Origin of the sequence: Microcoleus sp. Pol1C5, assembly GCF_036701115.1 — a bacterium.
Classification (GTDB): Bacteria; Cyanobacteriota; Cyanobacteriia; order Cyanobacteriales; family Microcoleaceae; genus Microcoleus.
In genome coordinates, this window is sequence record NZ_JAUBQE010000002.1 from 161,426 (window position 1) to 182,641 (window position 21,216).

18 protein-coding genes and 1 pseudogene are annotated in these 21,216 nt (G+C 44.8%); 8 read left to right on the forward strand and 11 right to left on the reverse strand.

What is annotated here, in order from left to right:
* Positions 1 to 50: 50 nt before the first annotated feature.
* Positions 51 to 1,562, reverse strand: a complete 1,512-nt coding sequence (locus tag QUA23_RS01735; protein WP_333075662.1) for an FAD-dependent oxidoreductase — start codon at positions 1,560 to 1,562, stop codon at positions 51 to 53.
* A gap of 101 nt (positions 1,563 to 1,663) precedes the next feature.
* On the opposite strand from QUA23_RS01735, the gene QUA23_RS01740 reads away from it, so the two are divergent.
* The 4 genes from QUA23_RS01740 (at position 1,664) to QUA23_RS01755 (ending at position 5,905) form a co-directional block, all read left to right on the forward strand.
* Positions 1,664 to 2,512 (forward strand): ABC transporter permease, encoded by an 849-nt coding sequence (locus QUA23_RS01740; protein WP_333075664.1) that lies wholly within the window; start codon positions 1,664 to 1,666, stop codon positions 2,510 to 2,512.
* A gap of 93 nt (positions 2,513 to 2,605) precedes the next feature.
* Positions 2,606 to 3,463 carry an ABC transporter permease gene (locus tag QUA23_RS01745; RefSeq protein WP_333075666.1) on the forward strand — a complete coding sequence of 286 codons (858 nt, stop codon included), beginning with the start codon at positions 2,606 to 2,608 and terminating at the stop codon, positions 3,461 to 3,463.
* Between the two features lie 51 nt (positions 3,464 to 3,514).
* Complete coding sequence (locus QUA23_RS01750; protein WP_333075668.1) at positions 3,515 to 4,576, forward strand: spermidine/putrescine ABC transporter substrate-binding protein; 1,062 nt, start codon at positions 3,515 to 3,517, stop codon at positions 4,574 to 4,576.
* A 240-nt stretch (positions 4,577 to 4,816) separates the two neighbouring features.
* Positions 4,817 to 5,905 carry an ABC transporter ATP-binding protein gene (locus QUA23_RS01755; RefSeq protein ID WP_333075670.1) on the forward strand — a complete coding sequence of 363 codons (1,089 nt, stop codon included), beginning with the start codon at positions 4,817 to 4,819 and terminating at the stop codon, positions 5,903 to 5,905.
* A 222-nt stretch (positions 5,906 to 6,127) separates the two neighbouring features.
* On the opposite strand, the gene QUA23_RS01760 is transcribed toward QUA23_RS01755, so the two are convergent.
* Positions 6,128 to 8,215 (reverse strand): thioredoxin domain-containing protein, encoded by a 2,088-nt coding sequence (locus tag QUA23_RS01760; protein ID WP_333075671.1) that lies wholly within the window; start codon positions 8,213 to 8,215, stop codon positions 6,128 to 6,130.
* Positions 8,216 to 8,342: 127 nt separating this feature from the next.
* Between QUA23_RS01760 and QUA23_RS01765 the strand changes: the two genes are divergently transcribed.
* On the forward strand, positions 8,343 to 9,917 hold the full coding sequence (locus tag QUA23_RS01765; RefSeq protein ID WP_333075672.1) for an outer membrane protein assembly factor BamB family protein: 1,575 nt from the start codon (positions 8,343 to 8,345) through the stop codon (positions 9,915 to 9,917).
* A 257-nt stretch (positions 9,918 to 10,174) separates the two neighbouring features.
* On the opposite strand, the pseudogene QUA23_RS30970 reads toward QUA23_RS01765, so the two are convergent.
* A pseudogene (locus QUA23_RS30970) lies at positions 10,175 to 10,375 on the reverse strand (DUF255 domain-containing protein); the annotation flags it as partial.
* Positions 10,376 to 11,835: 1,460 nt separating this feature from the next.
* On the opposite strand from QUA23_RS30970, the gene QUA23_RS01770 reads away from it, so the two are divergent.
* From QUA23_RS01770 to QUA23_RS01780, 3 genes are all read left to right on the forward strand, one after another.
* Complete coding sequence (locus QUA23_RS01770) at positions 11,836 to 12,564, forward strand: PEP-CTERM sorting domain-containing protein (RefSeq protein WP_333075673.1); 729 nt, start codon at positions 11,836 to 11,838, stop codon at positions 12,562 to 12,564.
* Positions 12,565 to 13,598: 1,034 nt separating this feature from the next.
* A complete protein-coding gene (crtA, locus tag QUA23_RS01775) occupies positions 13,599 to 14,435 on the forward strand; it encodes a cyanoexosortase A (protein ID WP_333075675.1) in 837 nt (278 codons plus the stop codon).
* 168 nt (positions 14,436 to 14,603) lie between these two features.
* On the forward strand, positions 14,604 to 15,101 hold the full coding sequence (locus QUA23_RS01780) for a 2TM domain-containing protein (RefSeq protein ID WP_333075677.1): 498 nt from the start codon (positions 14,604 to 14,606) through the stop codon (positions 15,099 to 15,101).
* A 140-nt stretch (positions 15,102 to 15,241) separates the two neighbouring features.
* Here QUA23_RS01780 and QUA23_RS01785 read toward each other — a convergent pair whose 3' ends face one another.
* From QUA23_RS01785 to QUA23_RS01820, 8 genes are all read right to left on the reverse strand, one after another.
* A complete protein-coding gene (locus QUA23_RS01785) occupies positions 15,242 to 16,246 on the reverse strand; it encodes a CHAD domain-containing protein (RefSeq protein WP_333075679.1) in 1,005 nt (334 codons plus the stop codon).
* Between the two features lie 400 nt (positions 16,247 to 16,646).
* Positions 16,647 to 16,985: a cytochrome c6 PetJ gene (gene petJ, locus QUA23_RS01790; RefSeq protein WP_333068405.1), complete on the reverse strand. Its 339-nt coding sequence runs from the start codon at positions 16,983 to 16,985 to the stop codon at positions 16,647 to 16,649.
* A 125-nt stretch (positions 16,986 to 17,110) separates the two neighbouring features.
* A complete protein-coding gene (gene psbV2, locus QUA23_RS01795; protein ID WP_333075681.1) occupies positions 17,111 to 17,611 on the reverse strand; it encodes a photosystem II cytochrome PsbV2 in 501 nt (166 codons plus the stop codon).
* A 154-nt stretch (positions 17,612 to 17,765) separates the two neighbouring features.
* On the reverse strand, positions 17,766 to 18,254 hold the full coding sequence (gene psbV / locus QUA23_RS01800) for a photosystem II cytochrome c-550 (RefSeq protein ID WP_333075683.1): 489 nt from the start codon (positions 18,252 to 18,254) through the stop codon (positions 17,766 to 17,768).
* A gap of 145 nt (positions 18,255 to 18,399) precedes the next feature.
* On the reverse strand, positions 18,400 to 18,591 hold the full coding sequence (locus tag QUA23_RS01805; RefSeq protein WP_333075685.1) for a translation initiation factor IF-2: 192 nt from the start codon (positions 18,589 to 18,591) through the stop codon (positions 18,400 to 18,402).
* A gap of 384 nt (positions 18,592 to 18,975) precedes the next feature.
* Positions 18,976 to 19,926, reverse strand: coding sequence for an acetyl-CoA carboxylase, carboxyltransferase subunit beta (accD, locus tag QUA23_RS01810; RefSeq protein ID WP_333075686.1), 951 nt, complete (start codon positions 19,924 to 19,926; stop codon positions 18,976 to 18,978).
* A 129-nt stretch (positions 19,927 to 20,055) separates the two neighbouring features.
* Positions 20,056 to 20,277 carry a hypothetical protein gene (locus QUA23_RS01815; RefSeq protein WP_333035572.1) on the reverse strand — a complete coding sequence of 74 codons (222 nt, stop codon included), beginning with the start codon at positions 20,275 to 20,277 and terminating at the stop codon, positions 20,056 to 20,058.
* 61 nt (positions 20,278 to 20,338) lie between these two features.
* Complete coding sequence (locus QUA23_RS01820) at positions 20,339 to 21,169, reverse strand: prepilin peptidase (protein ID WP_333075688.1); 831 nt, start codon at positions 21,167 to 21,169, stop codon at positions 20,339 to 20,341.
* Between the last annotated feature and the right edge of the window lie 47 nt (positions 21,170 to 21,216).

Genomic DNA, 21,216 nt, shown 5'->3' on the forward strand with positions numbered 1-21,216 from the left:
CTGACATCCGTTAAATCCGTTACCGAATCCTTTGCTGAACTTGCTTATTCTTATGGCAGCCAAAAATCGGGAATGAATGTTTTAGTCAAACTGCGAGTAAACTGATTAATCTTTCTCCCGATTTGAATGTGCGGTTCGTCAGCTTCCACAGGAATAATGGCAGCTTTGTTTCCGATGCCGAAACGCGAAATTACCAAATTTGCCGCTTCCAAACCAGTAACATAAGCTTTTTCCTGCGACCAAGAACCGTGACGGGTCACAACCCAATCGCCGCTCATCAATACATTATCATAACTTGTTACCGCAGGCAACAAATACTGATAGCTGCCAGGGGCAAAATGCGTCACCGCCCGCGACAGCCGAATCGCGCTGCTGTCAATTACTTTTGCCTCCCGAAAAGCCGGAATGCAAGTCGCTAAATCCCGCTGAACTAGGGAAACAATTTCCTCATCTTTCAGGGGAATTAATTGATTTGCGTGATAAAAATCTGCTTCGATAACTGTTCCCGGTTCGGATCGGAATTCGTCATGCAAAGCATTCAAATCAAAAAACGTCCAACCTGTAGTTGAACTAAATCCAAAACAGGCATTAGAAGGCAGTGGAATGTCAATTTTTCGGTCAAACCACAAGCGAACAGCTAACACGTCCACTGCACCCAAATTCATCGCATCCCGAAACTCTGGGCGACTTTGCAAAGCTGGGCTGCTGCTGATAATTTTTTGCATTCCCGTGACGCCAACTGCAAAAATAACTGCATCTGCATCGAAGGTTTGTTCGCCGCAAACAACGCCTGTTGCTCGGTTGTGGCTGTCAACTATTAAGTCAGTAACTCGCTGCTGTGTCAATACTTTAGCGCCTAGTTTTTCCAAGCGTTCGACCCAGGGACGAAAGATTTTTTCTCCGACAGTTCCGCGACACCAAACTACATCAAAATCTGGTTGGTGTGCTAATATGAAATAATAGAGCATTCCCAAAGCGGCGGCAGCCGAACACTGTTCTCCTGGTGCAAATAAACCTACTAATAACATCGGTTCAAAAGCATCGCGGTACAGCCTTGCAGAAACACCAAACTGTTTGAACAATTCGCGGGCTGTGACGCGATCGTACCTGCGCCAAGCTTCGTCGGAATTGTCGAAATCTAGGACGGCGTAGAGTAAGGGTAAGGCTGAAAGCCGATCGACTAATGGCAGCCTTTTAAATCGCGTGTAAAGAAAGGTTCCTAACGGTGTGGGAAGCCGCGGTTCGTCCTGAAAAATCGGCGATTCTACTTCCAATCCGGCGGGTGAATACTGACAAGAACGAGTCCAAGGCGTGAAGGGATCGAGTCCTAATTCTTTGACTAAGGAAAAGATATTTTTGTAGGGATACCAGAAGCCATGAATACCTGCTTCTACGGAACGGCCGCCGGCGGTTTTCCACCCCGCAACTAACCCACCCGGATAAGGGCCTGCTTCTAGCAGGGTGACATCATAGCCTTGCTGGGCTAGGTGATAGGTAGCGCCTAAACCGGCCCATCCTGCACCGACGACGACTATTTTTGGGGTTGACGATTCTGCTGACATTGCGTACCTCTTGATAATTTATTAATGATGACATAATTCATAAAATCCGGATTTGATATAAAATGTGTTGAATTATGTGCTAAATTTCGCTTGAGTGAATAATGAGTGTCAAAAACCGCCAGCAAACTAACCTGTTGCTGCTATTATTTCCCGCTACGGCATGGCTGATGATTTTCTTCATTTTGCCCGTGCTAATTGTACTGTTGTATAGTTTTTTAGAACGCGGTACTTACGGGGGCGTTACTTGGATATTTACTCTCAGCAACTACCAGCGTTTGTTCAGTGGACTTTTCTTAGGAGTAATTGGGCGATCGCTCTGGCTGGCTTTTCTAACAACAGCCACTTGCTTGTTAGTTGGCTATCCCCTAGCATTCTTCATCGCCACCCGTTCTCCTCGCTGGCGAAATGCTTTGCTTTTGCTGGTAATTATTCCATTCTGGACTAATTTTTTAGTGAGAACCTACGCCTGGATCATACTGCTGCGTAGCGAAGGAGTAGTTAACACAGCCTTGCAAAGCCTGCAAATTATTAGCGAACCGTTAAACTTGCTTTTTACGCCTTTCGCTGTGGCGATCGGTCTTATTTACGGCTATTTACCTTTCATGGTTTTGCCTTTATATTCTAGCATAGAACGATTCAATTTTTCACTGGTAGAAGCAGCTCACGATTTAGGGGCAAATGATATTCGCACTTTCTGGCGCGTATTTTTACCATTAACAACTCGCGGTATTGTTGCAGGCTCTATTTTAGTTTTTGTTCCCGCTGTTGGCGCTTTCATTACACCGGATATATTGGGCGGTTCTAAAACAGTTATGGTGGGAAATGTGATTCAAAATCAATTTATGAAAGCCCGCGATTGGCCTTTTGGCTCGGCGCTTTCTATGCTGTTGACGGTAATCATATTGATTCCTGTGTTAATTTACTTCCGCGTCTCTGACGAAACTCAATAAGGTAAGGTATACACGAATCGTTGTACCCTGCGTTTAGGTTAAGATGCGCTAATGATTAATCACTAATGACTACTGACTATTGACTAATGACTAATGACTAAAACAAAACTAGACTTGCTCGTGCGGGCGATCGGCAAAAAGTGGCTTTGGGTACAAGCTGCACTAGCATTTGCCTTTCTTTACTTGCCAATTCTCATCTTAATTATTTACTCCTTTAACGCCTCCAGATTCAATGCCGTTTGGCGCGGCTTTACCCTCGATTGGTATCGCAGTTTGTTTAGCAATGCAGGCGCGACGATTGCTACGAGTAGCAGTGCCGGAATCTGGACAGCACTCAACAACAGCTTGCTAATTGCAGCTATTTCGACTGTGCTAGCAACCGTTTTTGGTACAATGCTCGCCCTAGCACTGGAACGCTTTCATTTTCCGGGGCGCAAAGCTGTAGAAGCTTTACTGTTTTTGCCGATTATTATGCCCGAAATTACGATCGGCATTTCGTTGCTAGTTTTCTTTACCCTAGTATTTCGGATCGTAGAGAATCTTACGGGAATTCGCCTCAATCTCGGCTTATCTACTGTAATTATCGGTCATGTTGTCTTTAATATTTCCTTTGTGACTATTACTGTCAGGGCGCGTTTGGCGGAACTCGATCCTCAATTAGAACAAGCAGCCTTTGACTTAGGCGCTAACGAATGGCGGGCTTTTTGGCACATCACTCTCCCTCTAATTTGGCCCGCTATTTTCAGCGCAGTACTCCTGGCTTTTACTCTGTCGCTGGACGATTTTGTGGTGACATTTTTTACCACTGGCGTCGGTTCCATGACGCTACCATTATTTGTTTACGGCATGATAAAATTCTCAGTGACGCCAGCGATTAATGCCATTTCAACTTTGATGTTGTTGGCTTCCTTGTTGTTGGTTGTATCATCGTTAAAAGTTCAGAAAAGTTAAAAGAATTGCTTTCTGTGTCATAATTATTTTTGTCTGCAACTAACAAAACCTATGAAACGCCTCCTGACTTTCCTACTTTTGTTCGTGATGAGTGCAACGGTGGCTTTCGGCTGTAGCCCCACAGGTGGCAACCAACAGCAAGTGCTCAGCATTTACAATTATGCAAGTTATATCGCCCCAGAAGCGATCGCCCAATTCGAGAAAGAGAACAATGTTAAAATTCAATACGACACTTTCGAGAACAGCGACGCACTCTATGCCAAACTCAAACAGGGTAACCCCGGTTACGACTTAATATTTCCCGCCGATTACATGGTGAAAATCATGATCGCAGAAAATATAATTGAGCCGCTGAACTTAAACAATATTCCCAACCAAAAGAACCTAGAACCTAAGTTTATAAATCAAGCTTTTGACCCAGGAAATAAATATTCGCTGCCCTACCAGTGGGGAACCATGGGGATTGGCTACAACGTGAAAACAATCCAGGGAGAAATTAACAGTTGGGGGGTGATGTTCGACCCGAAATATACCGGAAAAGTTGCGTGGCAAGACGATGCCAGATACACATTAGCAGGAGTTTTAATGTATTTAGGATTTGACCCAAATACAACAAATCCCGAAGAGATTAACAAAGCCCGCGATTTGCTGATTAAAAGTAAAAATATCATTGCAGCTTTTGTCCCCGACACCGGGCAAAATATGCTAGATCAAGGAGAAGTAAATTTGGCAATGGAATGGAGCGGTGATATTTTCCAAGTGATGACAGAAAATCCTAATCTCCGTTACGCTATTCCCAAAGAAGGAACCATCATTTTTTCTGACAACATGGCCATTCCCAAAGGTGCGCCCCAGAAAGAGTTAGCGGAGAAATTTATTAACTTTATTTTGCAGCCAGAAGTAGGCGCCAAAATTTCCAATTTTACCCACTTCGGATCGCCCAACAAAGCAGCAATCGATCAAGGTTTAATCGACCCGAAAGATTTGAAAAACCCTCAAATTTACCCGCCGGCTGAGGTATTTGGCAAAATGAAATTATTGCAGGATGTCGGGAAAGCAACTGCATTGTACGATCGAGCTTGGACGGAAGTTAAAGCCGGGGCTGGAAAGTAGATATATAACCTTTCTCAGTAACATGAGGTACTATCTCGCATAAGGCATAGGGCATAGGGCATAGGGCATATCTCACCACGCTTGAGAAACGCTATCACACAGGTTTCCGCCGGGGCGGGTTTACTTAAATTTTTAGTTTGTATTAGAGATTTGGATGAACCAGCCCCTAGATAATTTATGTTTATTTAACCGGAATTGAGTTCAAATTTTTATTAGTCATAACTAAGACATACTAACACAATGCACGCTGTCGAAGTTTTAGAAGTTTCCAAAGTGTTTAAAAGTGTCCGCAGTCAAGATTTCTTAGCTGTAGATAACATCAACCTGCAAATTTACGACCGAGAATTCTTTTCTTTACTCGGCCCTTCGGGCTGCGGCAAAACTACAACTTTGCGAATGATTGCCGGTTTTGAAATTCCCACAGCGGGCGAAATTTACATTCACGGCCAACCGATGCAAAATCGCCCACCGTTTCACCGCCCAGTAAATACGGTATTTCAAAATTATGCTTTATTTCCGCACATGACACTAGCACAAAATGTCGCTTTTGGGTTGGAAATGGAGAATTTGCCTCAGAAAACAATTCGCGATCGCGTTGCTGAAGCCTTAGCATTAGTACAGTTAACCGAGGTAGGAAAACGCTATCCCCGCCAACTGTCCGGGGGACAGCAGCAGCGAGTAGCACTAGCCAGAGCATTAGTCAAACAGCCGTCTGTTTTGCTGTTGGATGAACCCCTAGGAGCGCTGGATTTAAAATTGCGTAAAGAGATGCAGTTAGAATTAAAAAAAATGCAGCGCAAATTGGGAATTACGTTTATTTATGTGACTCACGATCAGGAAGAAGCACTAACAATGTCGGACAGAATTGCAGTGATGGATGGAGGAAAACTGCAACAAGTAGGGACACCTGTGGATATTTATGAATATCCTAAAACGCGGTTTGTTGCTGATTTTATTGGCGACAGCAATTTTTTAAGCGGGCAAGTAGTAGAAAAGCAAAACAATCAAATAATTGTCTTGGTTGACCAGCAGTTGCCCGTGTTAGTGGCGACAGCAGAAGATATGCCCGCTGGGAAAGTTGTTACCCTGGTGCTGCGGCCGGAAAAAGCTGCTATTTATCCGGCTAATTATGACGCTGAAAATAGCTGGCCGGGAATAGTAGAAGAGGCTATTTATATTGGCACTGACACGCGCTATACGGTGCGGTTGACTGCTAAAAGTTCGATCGCCCTTCGCCGACAAAACTTGCACAGAGATGACTTGCAGCGATATCAAGTCGGCGACAGCGTTCGAGTTGCCGTGCCGCCGGAAAGTATTTGCATTTTTTGACATCTAACTATCGCTACCGTCGTCAAGCGCCGTCTAACCAGTAAAGCTAAGTCCAAGCGACGTAACAATGGAAAACTTAGTTGAGATTTTAGAAGATTGAGGAGCCGATTGAAGATGTACTTCCTTCCTGCTAGAAGATAATCTACTTCTTCCTCCAGCTTCCTCCTTCTTCCTTCGCGTCCTTCGCGTCTTCGCGGTTCAATAATATAGACAGTATTGGTACTAAACCCGCGTTTGACTTTGCAAAATTTCCTCCAACAGCCTCTCTTGACTTTTCGCCGGTTCCTTGCAAGTCAAACACTCGCAAACTAACCCGATAACACCTTCAGGCAAATCAGCCTCAATCTGACAGACAGCAGTCGGATAATATTGCGAAATTAAGCTAGAAATTCGATCGGGAGTCGTGCGAATCAGGGTAGAATGCTGATACCAATCGATCGCCGAAAGTAGACTCGGACAAGCTTGCGGAGCATCTTGCACAATACTGCTGAAAGCTTGCAAACCTTGCTCCGCGCGATCGAGATATTCTAAATTCGGGCCCAACAGCGCGAGGCGAACCAAAGAGGCGATCGCAATTCCATTCGCCGCCGGAGTTGCATTGTCTATATAGCTGCGTTCCCGCACCAACAAATCTCCGCTAGCATCCTTAGCAGTATTGTAATATCCTCCCAATTCCACGCTCCACAAAAACTCATCAAACTCTTCTTGCACCTGCACAGCTTTCTCCCACCAAAACTGAGAATTCGGCAACTGTTTTGCCTCTTCCCCGTTGCCTAAAGTCAAACTCGCTTGGTGCAAATCTAACAAAGCTTTCACAAACAAAGCATAATCTTCCGACTGCGCGGTTACAGCAGATTGTCCGTCATAATTCAACCGCTGAAACCGCCCATCCGTCCACTGATTATCTAAAATAAAATTAGCAGTTGTCACAGCTAATTCTAGATATTCCCAATTTCCAAAAACCGCTGCAGCGCGGGCTAAACCCGAAATCATTAAGCTATTCCAAGCAGCAATCATTTTCGTGTCAGTAACGGCGGGAATTCTACCCGGCCAACTGTCGTTTTTAGCTTCTTGATTGTTGCGGGCTGGCGGAAAGGTTTTTACAGTATCGGGATTGCCACCGTAGCGAACAGCAAAGAGTTTAGCCAAAGCCGATTCTACCGTATCGCTCAGTTTTCCTGGATGGCGGCGCTGCAATACATTTTGACCTTCAAAATTGCCGCTGCGACTAACAGTAAACTGTGCTTTAATTTCTGTTAATTCCTCAGCAGTTAACAGTTGTTCCAGTTCGGCATAAGTCCAGACATAAAATGCTCCTTCTTCCGGTTCAAGTTCTTCAGAAGTGTTAAAGCTGTCAGCATCCTGTGCGGCATAAAAATAACCTGTTGGCGCGGTCATTTCTCGCTTCAACCATTCTACTGTGCCCGCGATCGCAGTTTCAAAAGCCGGTTCTTGTATTCCCGCGCTCCACAAATTTGCTAAATACTCAACAATTTGGCCGTTGTCGTAGAGCATTTTTTCAAAGTGCGGCACAGTCCAAGTCGCATCAACCGTGTAGCGGTGAAATCCGCCTCCTACGTGGTCGTAAATGCCGCCCAACGTTAAGTCTAATCCGCGCTGAGTGCAGACTTGTTTGCTGTCGTATTTTGATTCAAAATTAAATCGCGTTCCCCGCAGTGCTAGCTCAGCATAAGGTATCATCGGAAAACTGGGGCCGGGGTTGCTGCCCGCAATAATTCCGGTGTTGAGTTCTAAGCCTTTTTGGAAGAGTTCGCGATTTAATTCGGCGGTTACTCCTGACAGCGCTGCTGACTGTTGGAGGTTGCCTAAAATCTCTGCTTTGAAGGCTTCTACTTTGCCTTTTTCTGTGTCGTAAAAGCGGCGAATTGCTTGCAAAACTTCTAAAAATCCCGGCCGTCCATAGCGCGGTTCTACAGGGAAATAAGTGCCTCCGTAGAAGGGAACTCGCTCGTCTGGAGTGAGAAAAACGTTGAGCGGCCAACCGCCTTGACCGGTCATCATTTGCAAGGTTTGCATATAAATGCTGTCGATATCCGGGCGTTCTTCACGATCGACTTTTATCGGTATAAAATGCGAATTCATGTATTCGGCGATCGCGCCATCGGAAAATGCTTCTCCTTCCATCACCGTACACCAGTGGCAGCTAGAGTAGCCAATTGACAGGAAAATCGGTTTATTTTCGCTTCGGGCTGTTTCTAGGGCTTCGTCGCACCAAGGCCACCAGTCGATCGGATTTTCGGCGTGTTTCCGCAGGTAAAGGCTTTGGGATTGAGCAAGACGGTTGACCATAATCAAATCCACTTTAACTCGTGCTGAGTAAGCTTGTCAGTTCTCTAGCAGTTTAGCGCGAGATGTTTTAGTTGAGTTGTCGCTGATAATTATGTTTTAATATTAAGGCTGATTATCTCGATCTAATATGAGCTTATCATCTCGGAGAACCTTCAATCAACAGCTCGGACAATTTTTGCTGAGTGCTGCTGTTCCTCCTGCTGTTATCAAACTGATCCAAACTGAATCCTCGGAGCAAGCTTTATTAGAAACTAATCTTAACAATTTTCTGGCTAAAGCAGACCCAGAAATAGAATTATTAGTCCCAACATTTTTAGGTAATGACAAGCGCCGCTTTTACGGCAGAGGTGTTCCGAAAAGCTTGAATTTAATCGACAAATTTCAACTAGGCGGCGGCAGGACTTTTCTGGGAAGGCGGTCTGTAGTTTGGAGCGGTGCCGGTTGGACAGGACAGCCGACAATTACTAGAGACGGGGAAAAAACTTATTTAATTATAGGTGCTTATGACCACAATTTGCGAAAAATAGATATTGCTACCAATAAAGAAGTTTGGCGCTATAAATTTGATGATGTGATCAAAGGATCGTCAACGATTTATATCGATGCAAAAGCGAGCGCTGAAAACAGAATTGTGATTTTGCAAGGTAGCCGCAGTGGCGGGGGTGGCAAAAAAGTAGTGCCGAGTTTTAGGGCAATATCTTTTAGAACTGGCAAGGAACTCTGGAAATTGGACATCAGGAAAACGCCCAGCTACAGCCGGGATAATGACAGCAGCGCCTTGGACATCGGCGGTGGAGTTTTGTTCAATGCGGGGGAAAATGCGATCGGCTATTTTCTCGATAGTTCCACAAGCAATGCAAAAATCAAACAAGGCATCAAGCAGCCAAGTATCTTGTCGGAAGTACAGCTTTATGCAGCCGGAGATATCAGCAAACACGGCGGAAACTTGGTAGCGGAGTCATCGCCATCTAGGCTCAAAGATAGAATTTTTATAGCTGCTGGTTCCGGTCATATTTACGGTATTAGCATTGAAACTAAAAAGATAGTTTGGGATTTTTATACTGGTTCAGATTTGGATGGAAGTGCTGTAATTTCTAAATCAGGTAAACTGTTCTGTGCGATTGAAAAACAATACATTCAGGGCAACGGCGGAGTGCTGAAGCTGAATCCCAACAAGGAACCGAATGCCAGCGTCGAATGGTTTTTGCCTACCGGAAATCGCCGAGTTTCTAGCTGGGAAGGCGGGATAATTGGCTCTGTGGCGTTGAATGACGAGTACAATTCAGGGGAGTTTCCGGCGCTGTTTGCCACAAATGCGCTCGACGGCAATTTGTACATCGGTTCCCAAGATATGATTACAGGTAAAAAAATTGCTGTTCCTTGGCGTAACCAGTCTTACGATACTCCGGTAATAGTCTTTAAAAAAGCGATTGGTTCTTCAATTTCAACTCCGATTTTTACCGATGGCAATAAACTGATCAGTGCGGGATACAACGGTGTTTATTTGTTCAATTTGAATTGGGAACGAGCGAAGTCGGGGGATCAGAATGCTTTGAAAAATGCTAAAGGGGAGTTTTACCGTCTGAAAGTAATAGAATCGGGGAGATTTAAGCCGGGTTTGTCATTTGAGGCGACGCCTGTAGTTTGGGACGGAATTGTGAGGATTTGCGCGAGGGATGGCTGGATGTATACTTTGGGTTAGTTATTGGTATTTTGTACCTGGATCGGGAACAGGCAAGATGCCTGTTCCACAATAAGTAGACTCTGTTGTGGAACAGGCATCTTGCCTGTTCTTAAAAGGGTGTTGAAATCCGCGACCTATTCCTACCTGCGGTTTAACTGCGGTTATATGTATGAGAGAAATAATTTCGGAAATTATCGGAAACTCGTTATGGCACCTCATGAAACTCAAATAAGTCAAGTTTACGGTTCAGAGGATGCTTAAGGTATTTTACAGCTTGCGATCGCCCGATCGCAAAATGCTTCACCTTCCATCACCCTACACCAGTGGCAGCTAGAGTAGCGAATTGACAGAAAAATCGGTTTATTTTCCCTCCAGGCCCTTTCTCAGGCTTCGTCGCACCAGGCCCACCAGTCGATCGGATTTTCAGGGTGTTTTCGCAGAAAAAGGCTTTGGGATTGAGCAAAACGGTTGACCATAATCAAATCCACTTGAACTTTTTCTGGGTAAGCTTGTCAGTTCTCTAGCAGCTTAGCGCGAGATGTTTTAGCTGAGTTGTTGCTGATAATCCTGTTTTCAGATGATCACTGATAATTTAGATGTCAAATGAGTCTATCGTCTCGGAGAACCTTCAATCAACGGCTGGGAAAATTTTTGCTGACTGCGGCGGTTCCTTCTGCTTCCCTCAAACAGTGCCAAATTGCATTTGGGAATTGACAGGGTGACAACGCCACTGAAACCTTGATATTTATAGAGTTTAGGCTCTTGAACCTCCCTCAAGAGAGTAGCAATTATCAGAAGTCTATTGACAATTTTGATGGTAGCGATCGCCAACGATCCTCATTAGATCGTGTAGAAAGTCTCAAAAGTAGCGATCGCACCTACACCTTTTTTTGATCGCAAGCTACTCAAACCTTTACTGTATCAACTATTTCTACTTGCTTATCACCCGTTAAATCTTGGAATAGAGCTTTTTCGGCCAAATAATATTAACAAATTTTTAGCGAAAGCAGACCCAGAAATAGAATTATTAGTCCCAACATTTTTAGATAACGACCACCGCCCCTTCTACGGTAGACGCAGGGCTGTTTCATTCTCTTGCAGGGGCGTCCCCCCGTGGCTGCCCCAATCCATGAAACGCCTAACAAATCGTGGATGGGTCGGGTCGGCATTCTTGGCACGACCCGTACAAAAGGCTCCTTTTTCTGAGAATGAAACAGCCCTGACGGTAGACCTGTTCCCAAAACTAGGTCCCAGAAAGTCGAGTCGTCCCTTTAGTCGGGTAAAGTTCCGGCGTCACAGATAAGAACGAGCACCGAAACCATTCCTCTCCAAACTGAAATGTTGCACCCTCATCAATAAACCTGTTTTGGGCGGGAGCTCCTGCCCAACCCCTACTCCCCCCAAGAAAACTCATTCTTTGTGGAACGCGCCCCTGAGCCAGTTCTTGGTAATGGTGCAACATATAAGTCTAAATAGCGCTTGTTGCTGAATCCGAAAGCGAGAATCGACGCACCGAATACGATCCAAGATTTTGTCCTGAGTTATCGCCCACATTGTGCCGCTTCAATTGTCATCATCGGTTTTTATCTATTTTTACCCAGCAATCAAGCTCTCACTTAAACTTTTATACCGTACATTTACGGATAAAAAACTTTTTAAGGGCATAATTTTGAGTTTTAAAACAGTTTTATCAGTAATTATGCTGTGTGAAAACCCAGTTTAGGAAGGTGGGTTATAGCTTTTTGAAATAGAGAAAAGTCAGGAATAAAATCCGGGTGGCAGCACCCCTATTTTTTGATGTACGCCATAGAAAATAGCTAGCTGGAACTCATCAATTTAGGCATTTTGTCTCAATCCCCTCACCCTATTCTGAATCTTCATCGAATCTTTATCAAAACTACTTGCATTAACTCGTGCTTCCATTTACATTGAATATGTGAAGGAAAAAAACCTGCTTCCAGTCAACTTAAAAATAAAGGTGTCAACCATGAAATTCCAATTAAACTTAGTCAAATCTATTTTAGCTGTTGCCGGTGTCGCCGCTGTTAGTGCAGTAGCCGCAGCACCTGCCTCTGCCATCGGCTTTAGCTTTAGTAATATCGCTGGTGGCGATACGTATGGAGATGCCTATCAAAGCAACTTTAGATTTGACGTAATTGACCAGGGTACATCAGTTCTTTTTAACATCTTCAACGATGGAAATAAGAACTCCGCTGATATGTTTATCAGTAAAGTTCTGTTTGATGATAATAACTTTCTGTCTAACGTCGTGGCTACTAACGTTAATAACGTTGGTAACGTATCCTTTAGTGGTGGTGCTAGTGACGATCAGCTACCTCAAGGTGGTACTGGCTTCACCACAGACTATGCCTTCTCAAGGGATAATCCTGGTAATAAATTGGCTGTCCAAGGTGGCGAAATGTTGGGATTGAGCTTTACTGGAAATTATGCTAACGTAGTTTCCGCTTTGAATAGCGGTGCCTTAAAAGTAGGGTTGCACGTCCAGGGTATTGGTTCTAAAGCTGAGTATAGCGATTCTTACATCAGCAGCACTAGCAACACTGAAGCTACTCCTGAACCTTTAACAATGCTGGCTGCTGGAGCCGCTGTTGGGTTTGGTACTATGTTCAAAAAGCAACGCGCTCAGGCTCAAAAAGCTGAATAGGCACTCATTTGAACTGGTTTTCGATTCTGGCTTGATGCCAAACTGATTATTTTATGTTCGAGCTAAAAACCTGGTTTCACCAAGAAACCAGGTTTCTTAGTCTCTGATAGCGCGCCACTGTGAAAACCTCGGACTTGGAAGCCTATCTCAAGGGAGCATCTCATATTTGTAAAAACACTTCTTCCGGCTCCTTCCTTCTTCCTCTTTCCACCGATCTGCCAACTCCAATTTCTAGCTTGTCTGCTTTCATTGAGATGCTCCCCTCAAATCGCCCCTAGACAGCACATTTAAGAACTACCGTAAGGCTGTTTCTGAAGCATTTCCTATATATAGCAACCCTTGCAGGAGTCGTAATTTTTTTACCCCACCCCAACCCGCCCCGAACCCGCTTGCTCGGAAGTAAGAAATTTACAAATAATGCGAGGATTGCTATAAAGGCACTGAGATTCTTTAAAAGGAGATAATCACCATGGAGCATTGCTCAATATCTAACTCGCTCAGCCTTATTTACTCAAACCTCAGTGTCACACCATGCGCTGTACCAATTGCGTCTACTCTCAAGAAACCCAAGCCTCATTAAGACTACTTATTTTTAATTATTGTTGATTCACTTCCTTGTTAGTTTTTGCTTACACCGCCTGAGTAAGCCAGTGCTAGGCACCCAAACAATCATTTCGAGTAGCCGTCTTTTCCATAGGTGTCCTAATGCTGAGCTATGGGTTGCATCTGAGTTTCACTACCCATCAAATTCCTGAATGTCTACTAACCTAATCTAAAAGATTTACAGCCCTCTTAAAATCTTCCGAGTCCTTTCCCTAGGAGGAGTTCAAGCTAATGAGTTGTTTACATCCCCTACTATTTTTATGATATGATCTAACAATAGTCTGGACTGTTTTTAGTTCCGAGTCTGAAACCCTGGATTTTTCGTTGGTACTTCGACTGCCGCATCGACGGGAAACCTTTATTCTACGGTTGACAATCACAAACTGTCCGAAGTATGGCTCTCATCAATCAACTAATAACTAATATCTAAAATGTTCAAGAGAAAACTTTTTTGGCTCATCATTATCGCCACAGCTTTAGTAACTCTGAATATGACACTCCTGTGGAAACTGGACGATATTGCTCATTTTTGGATGAGTATAGTTTTTTGGTGCGCTGTGGGTTCCCTGCTTTGGGATAACCAGGATATTCTGAAACAGAGTGACATAAAAAGTGACCTATTGTCGAGAGTAGCAGGGACGCTATTAATAGCTTTTATTTTATTTAAAAGTGCTGTGGTTTCCAGTAAATTCGATCCTTTTTTAAGACTTGCACCTTTTTTGTCTGGTTTAGGTTTGAGCCTACTTGCGGTAGGTTTTCATAACTTAAAACTATACTGGCGTGAATTGGTAATACTATTTTTTCATGGCACCCCCAGTGTCCTTACGTTACCTTTAGTGGATTTTGTTACCTCACTTACTGCTAAATTTGCTCATTATTCTTTGTGGTATATCGGTTTTAATGTAACACGTGATGGTAATTATGTTGCTTTACCGACAGGAAGGGTGTTGGTAAATGGGGGTTGTTCGGGTATAGAGGCCATGAATTACTTATTAGGTTTAGCTGTTGTTTGTTTGTTGATGTTTCCTACTAAACAAAATAAGGCTTTGGTAATAGGTGCCGCTGTTATTTTTGGTTTTATTATTAATGTTTTTCGAGTAGCGGGAATGGCATTGTTAGTTGCATCTAATCGCCTAGATTTGTTTAAATATTGGCATGAGGGTGAAGGTTCTTTAGTCGTGGGAATGATTGCGGTGATTTTGTTTGGGATATTTTATCAATTTATGTTGAAACGAGATAGCAAACTTAGTCAAAGTTCGGGAAATTAATTAGTTGCAATTTGAGGTAATATATCGGTTCTTCGATTTCCCCTCCCATAGTCAAGAGTCTCCCTCACTCAAATGTCCGGGTGTTGAAATCCGCCAATGTCACTACCTGCTGTTTAAGTCCGCCTTATCTATCATAGAAAGGATGTCAGAAATTATAGGAAACTTGTTATGGCGACAAATGAAAGTCAAATAAATCACATTTACGGTTCAGAGGATGCTCAGGGTATTTTACAGCTTGCGATCGCACGCCGACAAGATGAAGGGGAATTATCCAGAGTCCAGCTTTTCGAGATTGCAGCGGAATTGGGCATTTCCGAACAGGATATTGTAGCGGCGGAACAGCAATGGTTAGCAAATAGAGGAGAAGTTCAAGAGAAACTAGCTTTTAATCGTTACCGTCGCGGCAAATTGCAGAAAAATGTGACCAAGTACGCAATTATCAATACTTTTCTAGTTTTGTTTAATCTAGCTGGATCGCACGAACTTTCTTGGTCGCTGTTCATTTTACTAACGTGGGGACTGGGATTGTCGCTAAATGCTTGGAATGTTTATCAAACTGAAGGGGAAGAGTACGAAAAAGCGTTTGGGCGGTGGCGGTTGAAGAAACAAGTCGGAGAGTCTATTGGTACTGCAACGAATAAGTTTATGAAGTGGTTGCAGTCGTGATGTGCTATGGTAAAAAACGCGATCGCCCTTTATTTTATGTCATACTCAAAAACGATCGCCCTTTTCCTTCCCAAGGCGCGATCGCACCTTAAATCCCCGACTTTTTTTATAAATCGGGGATCTGCGCGTTATAGTTACGGCTAATTGAGCTTAGCAGCATCTTCAACCACAGGATGAATTAAAGCAGATCGAAAACCTTGGCGGATTTCCGAACTCAAATACCTGCGCTGCAAAAGCTGCCATTTTTGCCAAGCTGCATAGCGATTTTCGGCCAACAAACCAGCCAACTTGGGCAACTCTTTTTTCAGATCGCGATCGACAAAATCTGTCAAAAATTCGCCTAAAACTTCACTGTCTTGAATATCGCCCAAACATTCCTGAACAGCTTTCACATCTTCGACATAAACCTCGTAACTCTCGCTGTAAAAATCCCCAAACAGATTCATCAAATAGCGAACTCGCTTAGCTTGCTTCCGCAAATCGTGCAGAATAGTTCCCTCGGCTGCTAACTTCTCTTCGACAGCCTCAGCATTTAAATCATCAACAACTTTAACTTTGCCATCCTCATATTCCGTGCCCAACAGCCAAGCCGGATGCAGGAAAAACTCACTGACTTGAGGTAACAGTAAATCTGGCAAAACCTCAGCAATTGGCAAATGTTCGATCGCCTGAAACTTCGGTTTTTCCAGCCAATCCTCGATCGACTCCTTCAGCGATTCGTAGCTTTTGTGCTCTAAAATCGCCCGCACCCCTTTCAAAGCCCGTTGGCGCTGTTTGAGCAAATTCAACAAAGCCTTATCCAAAACTTCCTGTTCGTCAGTCGGCAAATTCTGGTAATAGCGGTTTTGGAGACTTTCGAGCATCACATCCAAATCCCTGAGAGTTCCCAGAATCCGCCCCACCTTACCAATTTTACGTTCAGAAGCCTCTTTTGGCCAATCTAAAACCGGAGCAAAACCAGTCACAGCCGATCGCAAACGTCTCAATCCCACGCGCATTTGATGAAGTTCTTCCGCGTCTTTGTCTTTGATAACTTCAGCCTCGTGCGCTACACTTTTGCGGAAATATTTCTCAATCGCCCCAGATGCAGCGTCTCCGAGAGTTTTAACTTGAGTTTTAACTTTTGCTGATGTTTTTACGTTCATGGCAGGTGTAGATTCCACTTTGCAGATCGACTTTAATCTCGATTTCAAAGCTTTGCTAATAAGGGGTTATATCCTAGCACACACTTTTAATTTAGGAAGCGCAGCCACAATAAATCTTAACATAAAATGCTTGACAATTTCTACTAAATCAGCATTTAGCAATCTTCAATCTAAAATCTTCAATCTAAAATCTTCAATCTTCAATCTAAAATCTAAAATAAAATTACCCTCCCTCGCCCTTGAGCTAATAAAAATCGGATTTCTGGCGCGCTTTCCCAAATAGGTTAAGATCGCTGCAAACCGATGTTTATTCGCCAAAGGGTGAGAGAGGGTGCGATCGGGAGGACAAGTTTTAAATTAAATCAAACCCGCCCAGGCTGCCCGACTTCAAAGGGGTAGTTTAGCCTTTCCAGTCTTTCTCAGATTGGGAGAGCACGTAGGTTGCTACATCCTCAATTTGTTCGGGCTTCAACTTGGCGCCGAAAGCAGGCATAGCATTTTTGCCCTTAGTTACCTGAGTGGTAATAGCTTCCAGAGAATTCATACCGTACTTCTCAAGAGCTTCCTTTTTCAAGGTTTTCATGGCCATAACCACGTTGCCGCCACCGATGTGACAAGCAGCACAGTTCGAGCTAAAGATTTTAGCTCCGTTAGCGGCATCTCCTGCCAAAGCAGGGCGGCCAAAGCCGACGGTAAAAATTGCGATCGCTAACAGGGCGATCGATAAGAGTCTTTTCAACGCAGTTCTCCTCTAATGGACACGCAAATGGTGATTCTTTAGATATTTTACCTGTTAAAACAGGCGCGATCGCGCAGTCGTATCGCCTTCTTCCGAGTAATTTACCACTTTTTGGCAGTGGCAGTTCAACTCTCAAAATTCTCCACGCCCCAGCCCGGAGCTTTCTGAGCAGCCCGGATCACAAAAGCCGCTAAATTTTCAATCTCAGCCTGTGGCATCCAGCTTTCCGGCACTTGGCGGCACCAAAAAGTCTCCTCAGTACCGTCATAAGTCATCGGTTCTCTCAGATACGCCACCAGACTATTGATGTTGTTGCGGGGAGGCGTTGCCCCCTTGAGGTCAGCCAAAGACAGAGATATCGTCGGATCGGGCAAATTAGCTCCTCCGACGTGACAATTGAGGCAATTTTGCTCGAACAATACCTTACCCGCAGACAAATCCTGAGCCGAAAACAAGCGAGTATGTCCCTCAGAGTCCAACTCCAGAGCCACAGGTTCGCTGGCTTGTAAATACCTATTCACGTAAGAATCGGCAGCAGCCAAAACAGGTTGAGGAGCCAACAGCACGATCGGCCAAATAATTAACATCCCCAACAGAAAGCAGACAAAAGCACCACGACGCAGCATGAGGGACTACAACCTTTCGCGATAATCAATGAGCAGGAGGTAAATTTTAGATTTCAGATTTTAGAGCGAAAAACGACCAGCCAGCAATTCTTGCCGAACTTCAGCCCTCTCCCAATCCAAAATCCAAAATCTAAAATCTAAAATCTAAAATCGATTAGCGAGCGCCTTTGCCACCAGCCCACTGCTTGGAGACAATTTTCGGCTGCAACAGAATATGACCGGCAATCGCGTACAAATCGTCATCCGAGAGATTTCTCATCTCAGCGAAAATATCCGCGCTCTTCATACTCGGATGCACTTCCGAAATTTCCTCAAACCCGTCATAAGTGGTGGGATTTTTCATAAAGTCCACCAGCGACTCAATATTATTCCGGGGCGGGTTGGCCAAAGCCAGAGTTTCCGGGCTCAAATTCACGTTGGGGTCAGTTTTTGTCATGCCCGCAGCGTGACATTGAGAGCAAGCCGAGTTGAACAAGCGTTTGCCTTGCTGAACTTGTTTGAGGCTCAGCACCACCGGCGCACCCTTGTCATTCAAAGTCACAGTGCGAAGTTCAGGACTCAGTTCGACAGCCATCGCACTGCTGACAAATAACTGAAAGCTCAAGAATACAGCGGTCAGAGCAATGAAATATCTTTTAAGCATGGTTCTCCTTAAAAAAATCCGGCAAATTATTGAACGCTAAGAGAGCATAGCTGGCAAACAGATTTCTGTTCAAAATTCCCTTTTTCTGCAACAACTGGCGAAAGTTTGTGCAGCCATACCTTTAAAGGTAGAGGAATTTTGCGATCTAATCTGCAACAAGTTTTGAATCGCGCCTTTTTTCGAGAGTGGACATAATTGCCTTAACATCCTCCAAAGCCAAACGGGTTTGAGGGTGCTTGTAGGAAATTTCTAACTCGTCGCACAAGCGGATCACGTCTTCAACAGGGACGTTGAAGTCCTCTGCTATTTCTGCGATGGACAGGTCTGCAAAACCCATAATTTTTAGGTCGCTGACAGGTCAAAATTGAGTTGACGGCTATTAACTGAAAGCCGGACAATTTTAGAGAGCGCTGTTAGCTTGTTCTGTTAGTTTGTTCGGAGATGTTGTTTGATCTATCGCAAGCTAACTAACCGCTAACTGCGACTAGGCATTTTTGCCCAGCCAAATTTCAGGGCCAATCAACTTCCGATCAATATCATCCCACTGCTGCGTCGTTATTACCAATAGGAATTGCGGGCGCGGGGCTCAAAACCCGGTGTCTGCGTGAACGTCTCGTTACTAAACTCAATATTTGTGGTAGAAGCCGGGTTTTGAGCAATTCCTCAGAAATTTCCCTCTGTGCCCCGCACTCACCCACAGACAATCATCCGGCGCTGCAGCTTAGGGAGAAAGTTTGAAAGCGTGAGTCTGCGGGGGCAAAGCGTGGTTGTCGCTGCCATTGAGGGCGGGGAATTCCGAGTCAGCAAAGAAAGGCTGGGGCTGGTGGAGGCTGATGAGCTGACCGAGAGTTTTCTTTAATTGAGTCCGAGGTACAATCAAGTCTACAAAACCGTGGGCGAAGGAGTATTCGGAAGTTTGATAATTTTCCGGCAGCTTTTCCCGCAGAGTTTGCTCGATTACCCGGCCGCCCGTAAAGGCCACAGTAGCTTTTGGCTCTGCAATTATAATGTCTCCCAGCATGGCAAAACTGGCGGTGACGCCGCCGGTGGTCGGGTGGGTCAGAATCGGGATGTAAAGCAGTCTCGCTTCCCGGTGGCGTTCCAGAGCCCCGGAAATTTTAGCCATTTGCATCAAGCTGAGCATTCCTTCTTGCATTCTTGCACCACCGGAAGCGCAGACAATGATCACAGACAAGCGTTCCCGCGTGGCGTGTTCGATGAGGCGAGTTAGCTTTTCTCCGACAACTGATCCCATGCTGCCGCCGATGAACTGAAATTCCATGACTCCGAGGGCGACGGGCAAATTTTCGAGTTTGCCGATGCCTGTTTCTACGGCGTCTAGGTGGCCTGTTTTTTCTTGAAATTCTCGGAGTCGATCGCTATATTTTTTGCGATCGCGAAATTTCAGGGGATCGGTGGCGTGCAGTCCTTCGTTAAGGGGCACCCACGTATTGGGATCGATCAACTGCTCGATGCGATCGTCACTGTAAACTCTGATATGATGCCCGCATTCCAAGCAAACCATTTGATTTGCTCGCAGGTCTTTGGTATAACTCAGGGCATCGCAAGCTTCGCATTTATTCCAAAGTCCGTCCGCAATTTCTCGTTCCGGCCGTTCTTGGGAGTTCGGTACTGATTTTCGTCGATTTGCAAACCAATCAAATAGAGACATTAAAACTTGGTAATTGGTAATTGGTAATTGGTAATTGGGAATTGGTAATTGGTAATTAGTAATTGTTAGTTGTTAGTTGCTAGTTGTCAATTGCTAGTTGTTCAGTGACTAATGACTAATGACTAATGACTAATCACCAGATTCTGGCTCATCTTCAACTGGACTGATGAGGAGCGATGCTGTTCGCTGGTGTTCTGGAAGAACTTGCAGGGCTGTAGCACTTCCAGCCCCGAAATAAGATGCTATGCCCAAGTCTACAATCCGGGCCGGGATTTCATGAGCAGCTAGGAGCTGCTGCATTAATTCCGCTTCCCAACGAAAGCTAGTAGTTGTAAGTGTAATCCAAGACACGGAACAATTTTACCAATTTTTGAGACAATATTATGCTCGATCGCGCCTGACCACCTGCCGATCAGAAACTAAAATTCGGGAAAAACAACTGCAAGTAAGTAGATAAGATCGCTTCGCCCCACAGAGCAGTAATTGCTGCACCGAGAGCCAGAAACGGGCCGAAAGGCATGGGCTGACGCCGATCTAGCAAGCCGAGGGCGATCGCCCCGCCACCAACAAAAGCCCCGGCGAAACAGGCGATGAATCCGGCTAGCAGCAAGTATTTCCAGCCCAGCCAAGCTCCCATCAAGGCGGCCAATTTGGTATCTCCGGCGCCCATAGCATTCTGCCCCAGTCCGATCGTCCCGGCGAGTCCAATCGCGTCAAACAGCCACAACCCGACAACTGCTCCCGCGATCCCATCGAGTACCAGATACTGTACCGAGTCGATCAAACTAAAAGTCGGCCACCAACCTTTTGCCACCTGGAAAACCAATCCGAGCACCAAACCCGATCGAGTTAAAGAATTAGGCAAAGTCATTGTATCGCAATCAATCAAAGACAAAGCCAACAGCCAGCTAAACAAAGCCCAAAAACCAAGAGTTTGGACTGTTACGCCAAACCGCCAAAAGATGAGTAAAAACAGCAAGCCCGTAGCTGCTTCCACCAGCGGATAGCGGGCAGAAATCCGACTGCGGCAGTGATTGCAGCGTCCCCGCAGCCACAGCCAACCGAAAACAGGTATATTTTCGTAAGTTCTAAGTTGATTTAAACATTTGGGACAGCGAGAAGGAGGGTGGATCACCGACAAACCCGCAGGCAACCGATAGACTACCACATTTAGAAAACTGCCAATAGCAGATCCGACAATAAAGACGATCGCCGTGACAAGGCAATTAAAGATAATTTCCATTAATTTGTCTGTTGACTGTTCATTGTTGGCTGTGGTTATGTGTCACT

What these genes read in the sequence shown, in the direction of transcription:
- psbV2 (WP_333075681.1), bottom strand. Translation starts at nt 17,611, where the DNA reads ATGCTGCGTCGTGGTGCTTTTGTCTGCTTTCTGTTGGGGATGTTAATT.
- accD (WP_333075686.1), bottom strand. Translation starts at nt 19,926, where the DNA reads ATGTCTCTATTTGATTGGTTTGCAAATCGACGAAAATCAGTACCGAAC.
- QUA23_RS01740 (WP_333075664.1), top strand. Translation starts at nt 1,664, where the DNA reads ATGAGTGTCAAAAACCGCCAGCAAACTAACCTGTTGCTGCTATTATTT.
- QUA23_RS01735 (WP_333075662.1), bottom strand. Translation starts at nt 1,562, where the DNA reads ATGTCAGCAGAATCGTCAACCCCAAAAATAGTCGTCGTCGGTGCAGGA.
- psbV (WP_333075683.1), bottom strand. Translation starts at nt 18,254, where the DNA reads ATGCTTAAAAGATATTTCATTGCTCTGACCGCTGTATTCTTGAGCTTT.
- QUA23_RS01760 (WP_333075671.1), bottom strand. Translation starts at nt 8,215, where the DNA reads ATGGTCAACCGTCTTGCTCAATCCCAAAGCCTTTACCTGCGGAAACAC.
- QUA23_RS01765 (WP_333075672.1), top strand. Translation starts at nt 8,343, where the DNA reads ATGAGCTTATCATCTCGGAGAACCTTCAATCAACAGCTCGGACAATTT.
- QUA23_RS01750 (WP_333075668.1), top strand. Translation starts at nt 3,515, where the DNA reads ATGAAACGCCTCCTGACTTTCCTACTTTTGTTCGTGATGAGTGCAACG.
- QUA23_RS01820 (WP_333075688.1), bottom strand. Translation starts at nt 21,169, where the DNA reads ATGGAAATTATCTTTAATTGCCTTGTCACGGCGATCGTCTTTATTGTC.
- QUA23_RS01745 (WP_333075666.1), top strand. Translation starts at nt 2,606, where the DNA reads ATGACTAAAACAAAACTAGACTTGCTCGTGCGGGCGATCGGCAAAAAG.
- QUA23_RS01780 (WP_333075677.1), top strand. Translation starts at nt 14,604, where the DNA reads ATGGCGACAAATGAAAGTCAAATAAATCACATTTACGGTTCAGAGGAT.
- QUA23_RS01785 (WP_333075679.1), bottom strand. Translation starts at nt 16,246, where the DNA reads ATGAACGTAAAAACATCAGCAAAAGTTAAAACTCAAGTTAAAACTCTC.
- crtA (WP_333075675.1), top strand. Translation starts at nt 13,599, where the DNA reads ATGTTCAAGAGAAAACTTTTTTGGCTCATCATTATCGCCACAGCTTTA.
- QUA23_RS01805 (WP_333075685.1), bottom strand. Translation starts at nt 18,591, where the DNA reads ATGGGTTTTGCAGACCTGTCCATCGCAGAAATAGCAGAGGACTTCAAC.
- QUA23_RS01755 (WP_333075670.1), top strand. Translation starts at nt 4,817, where the DNA reads ATGCACGCTGTCGAAGTTTTAGAAGTTTCCAAAGTGTTTAAAAGTGTC.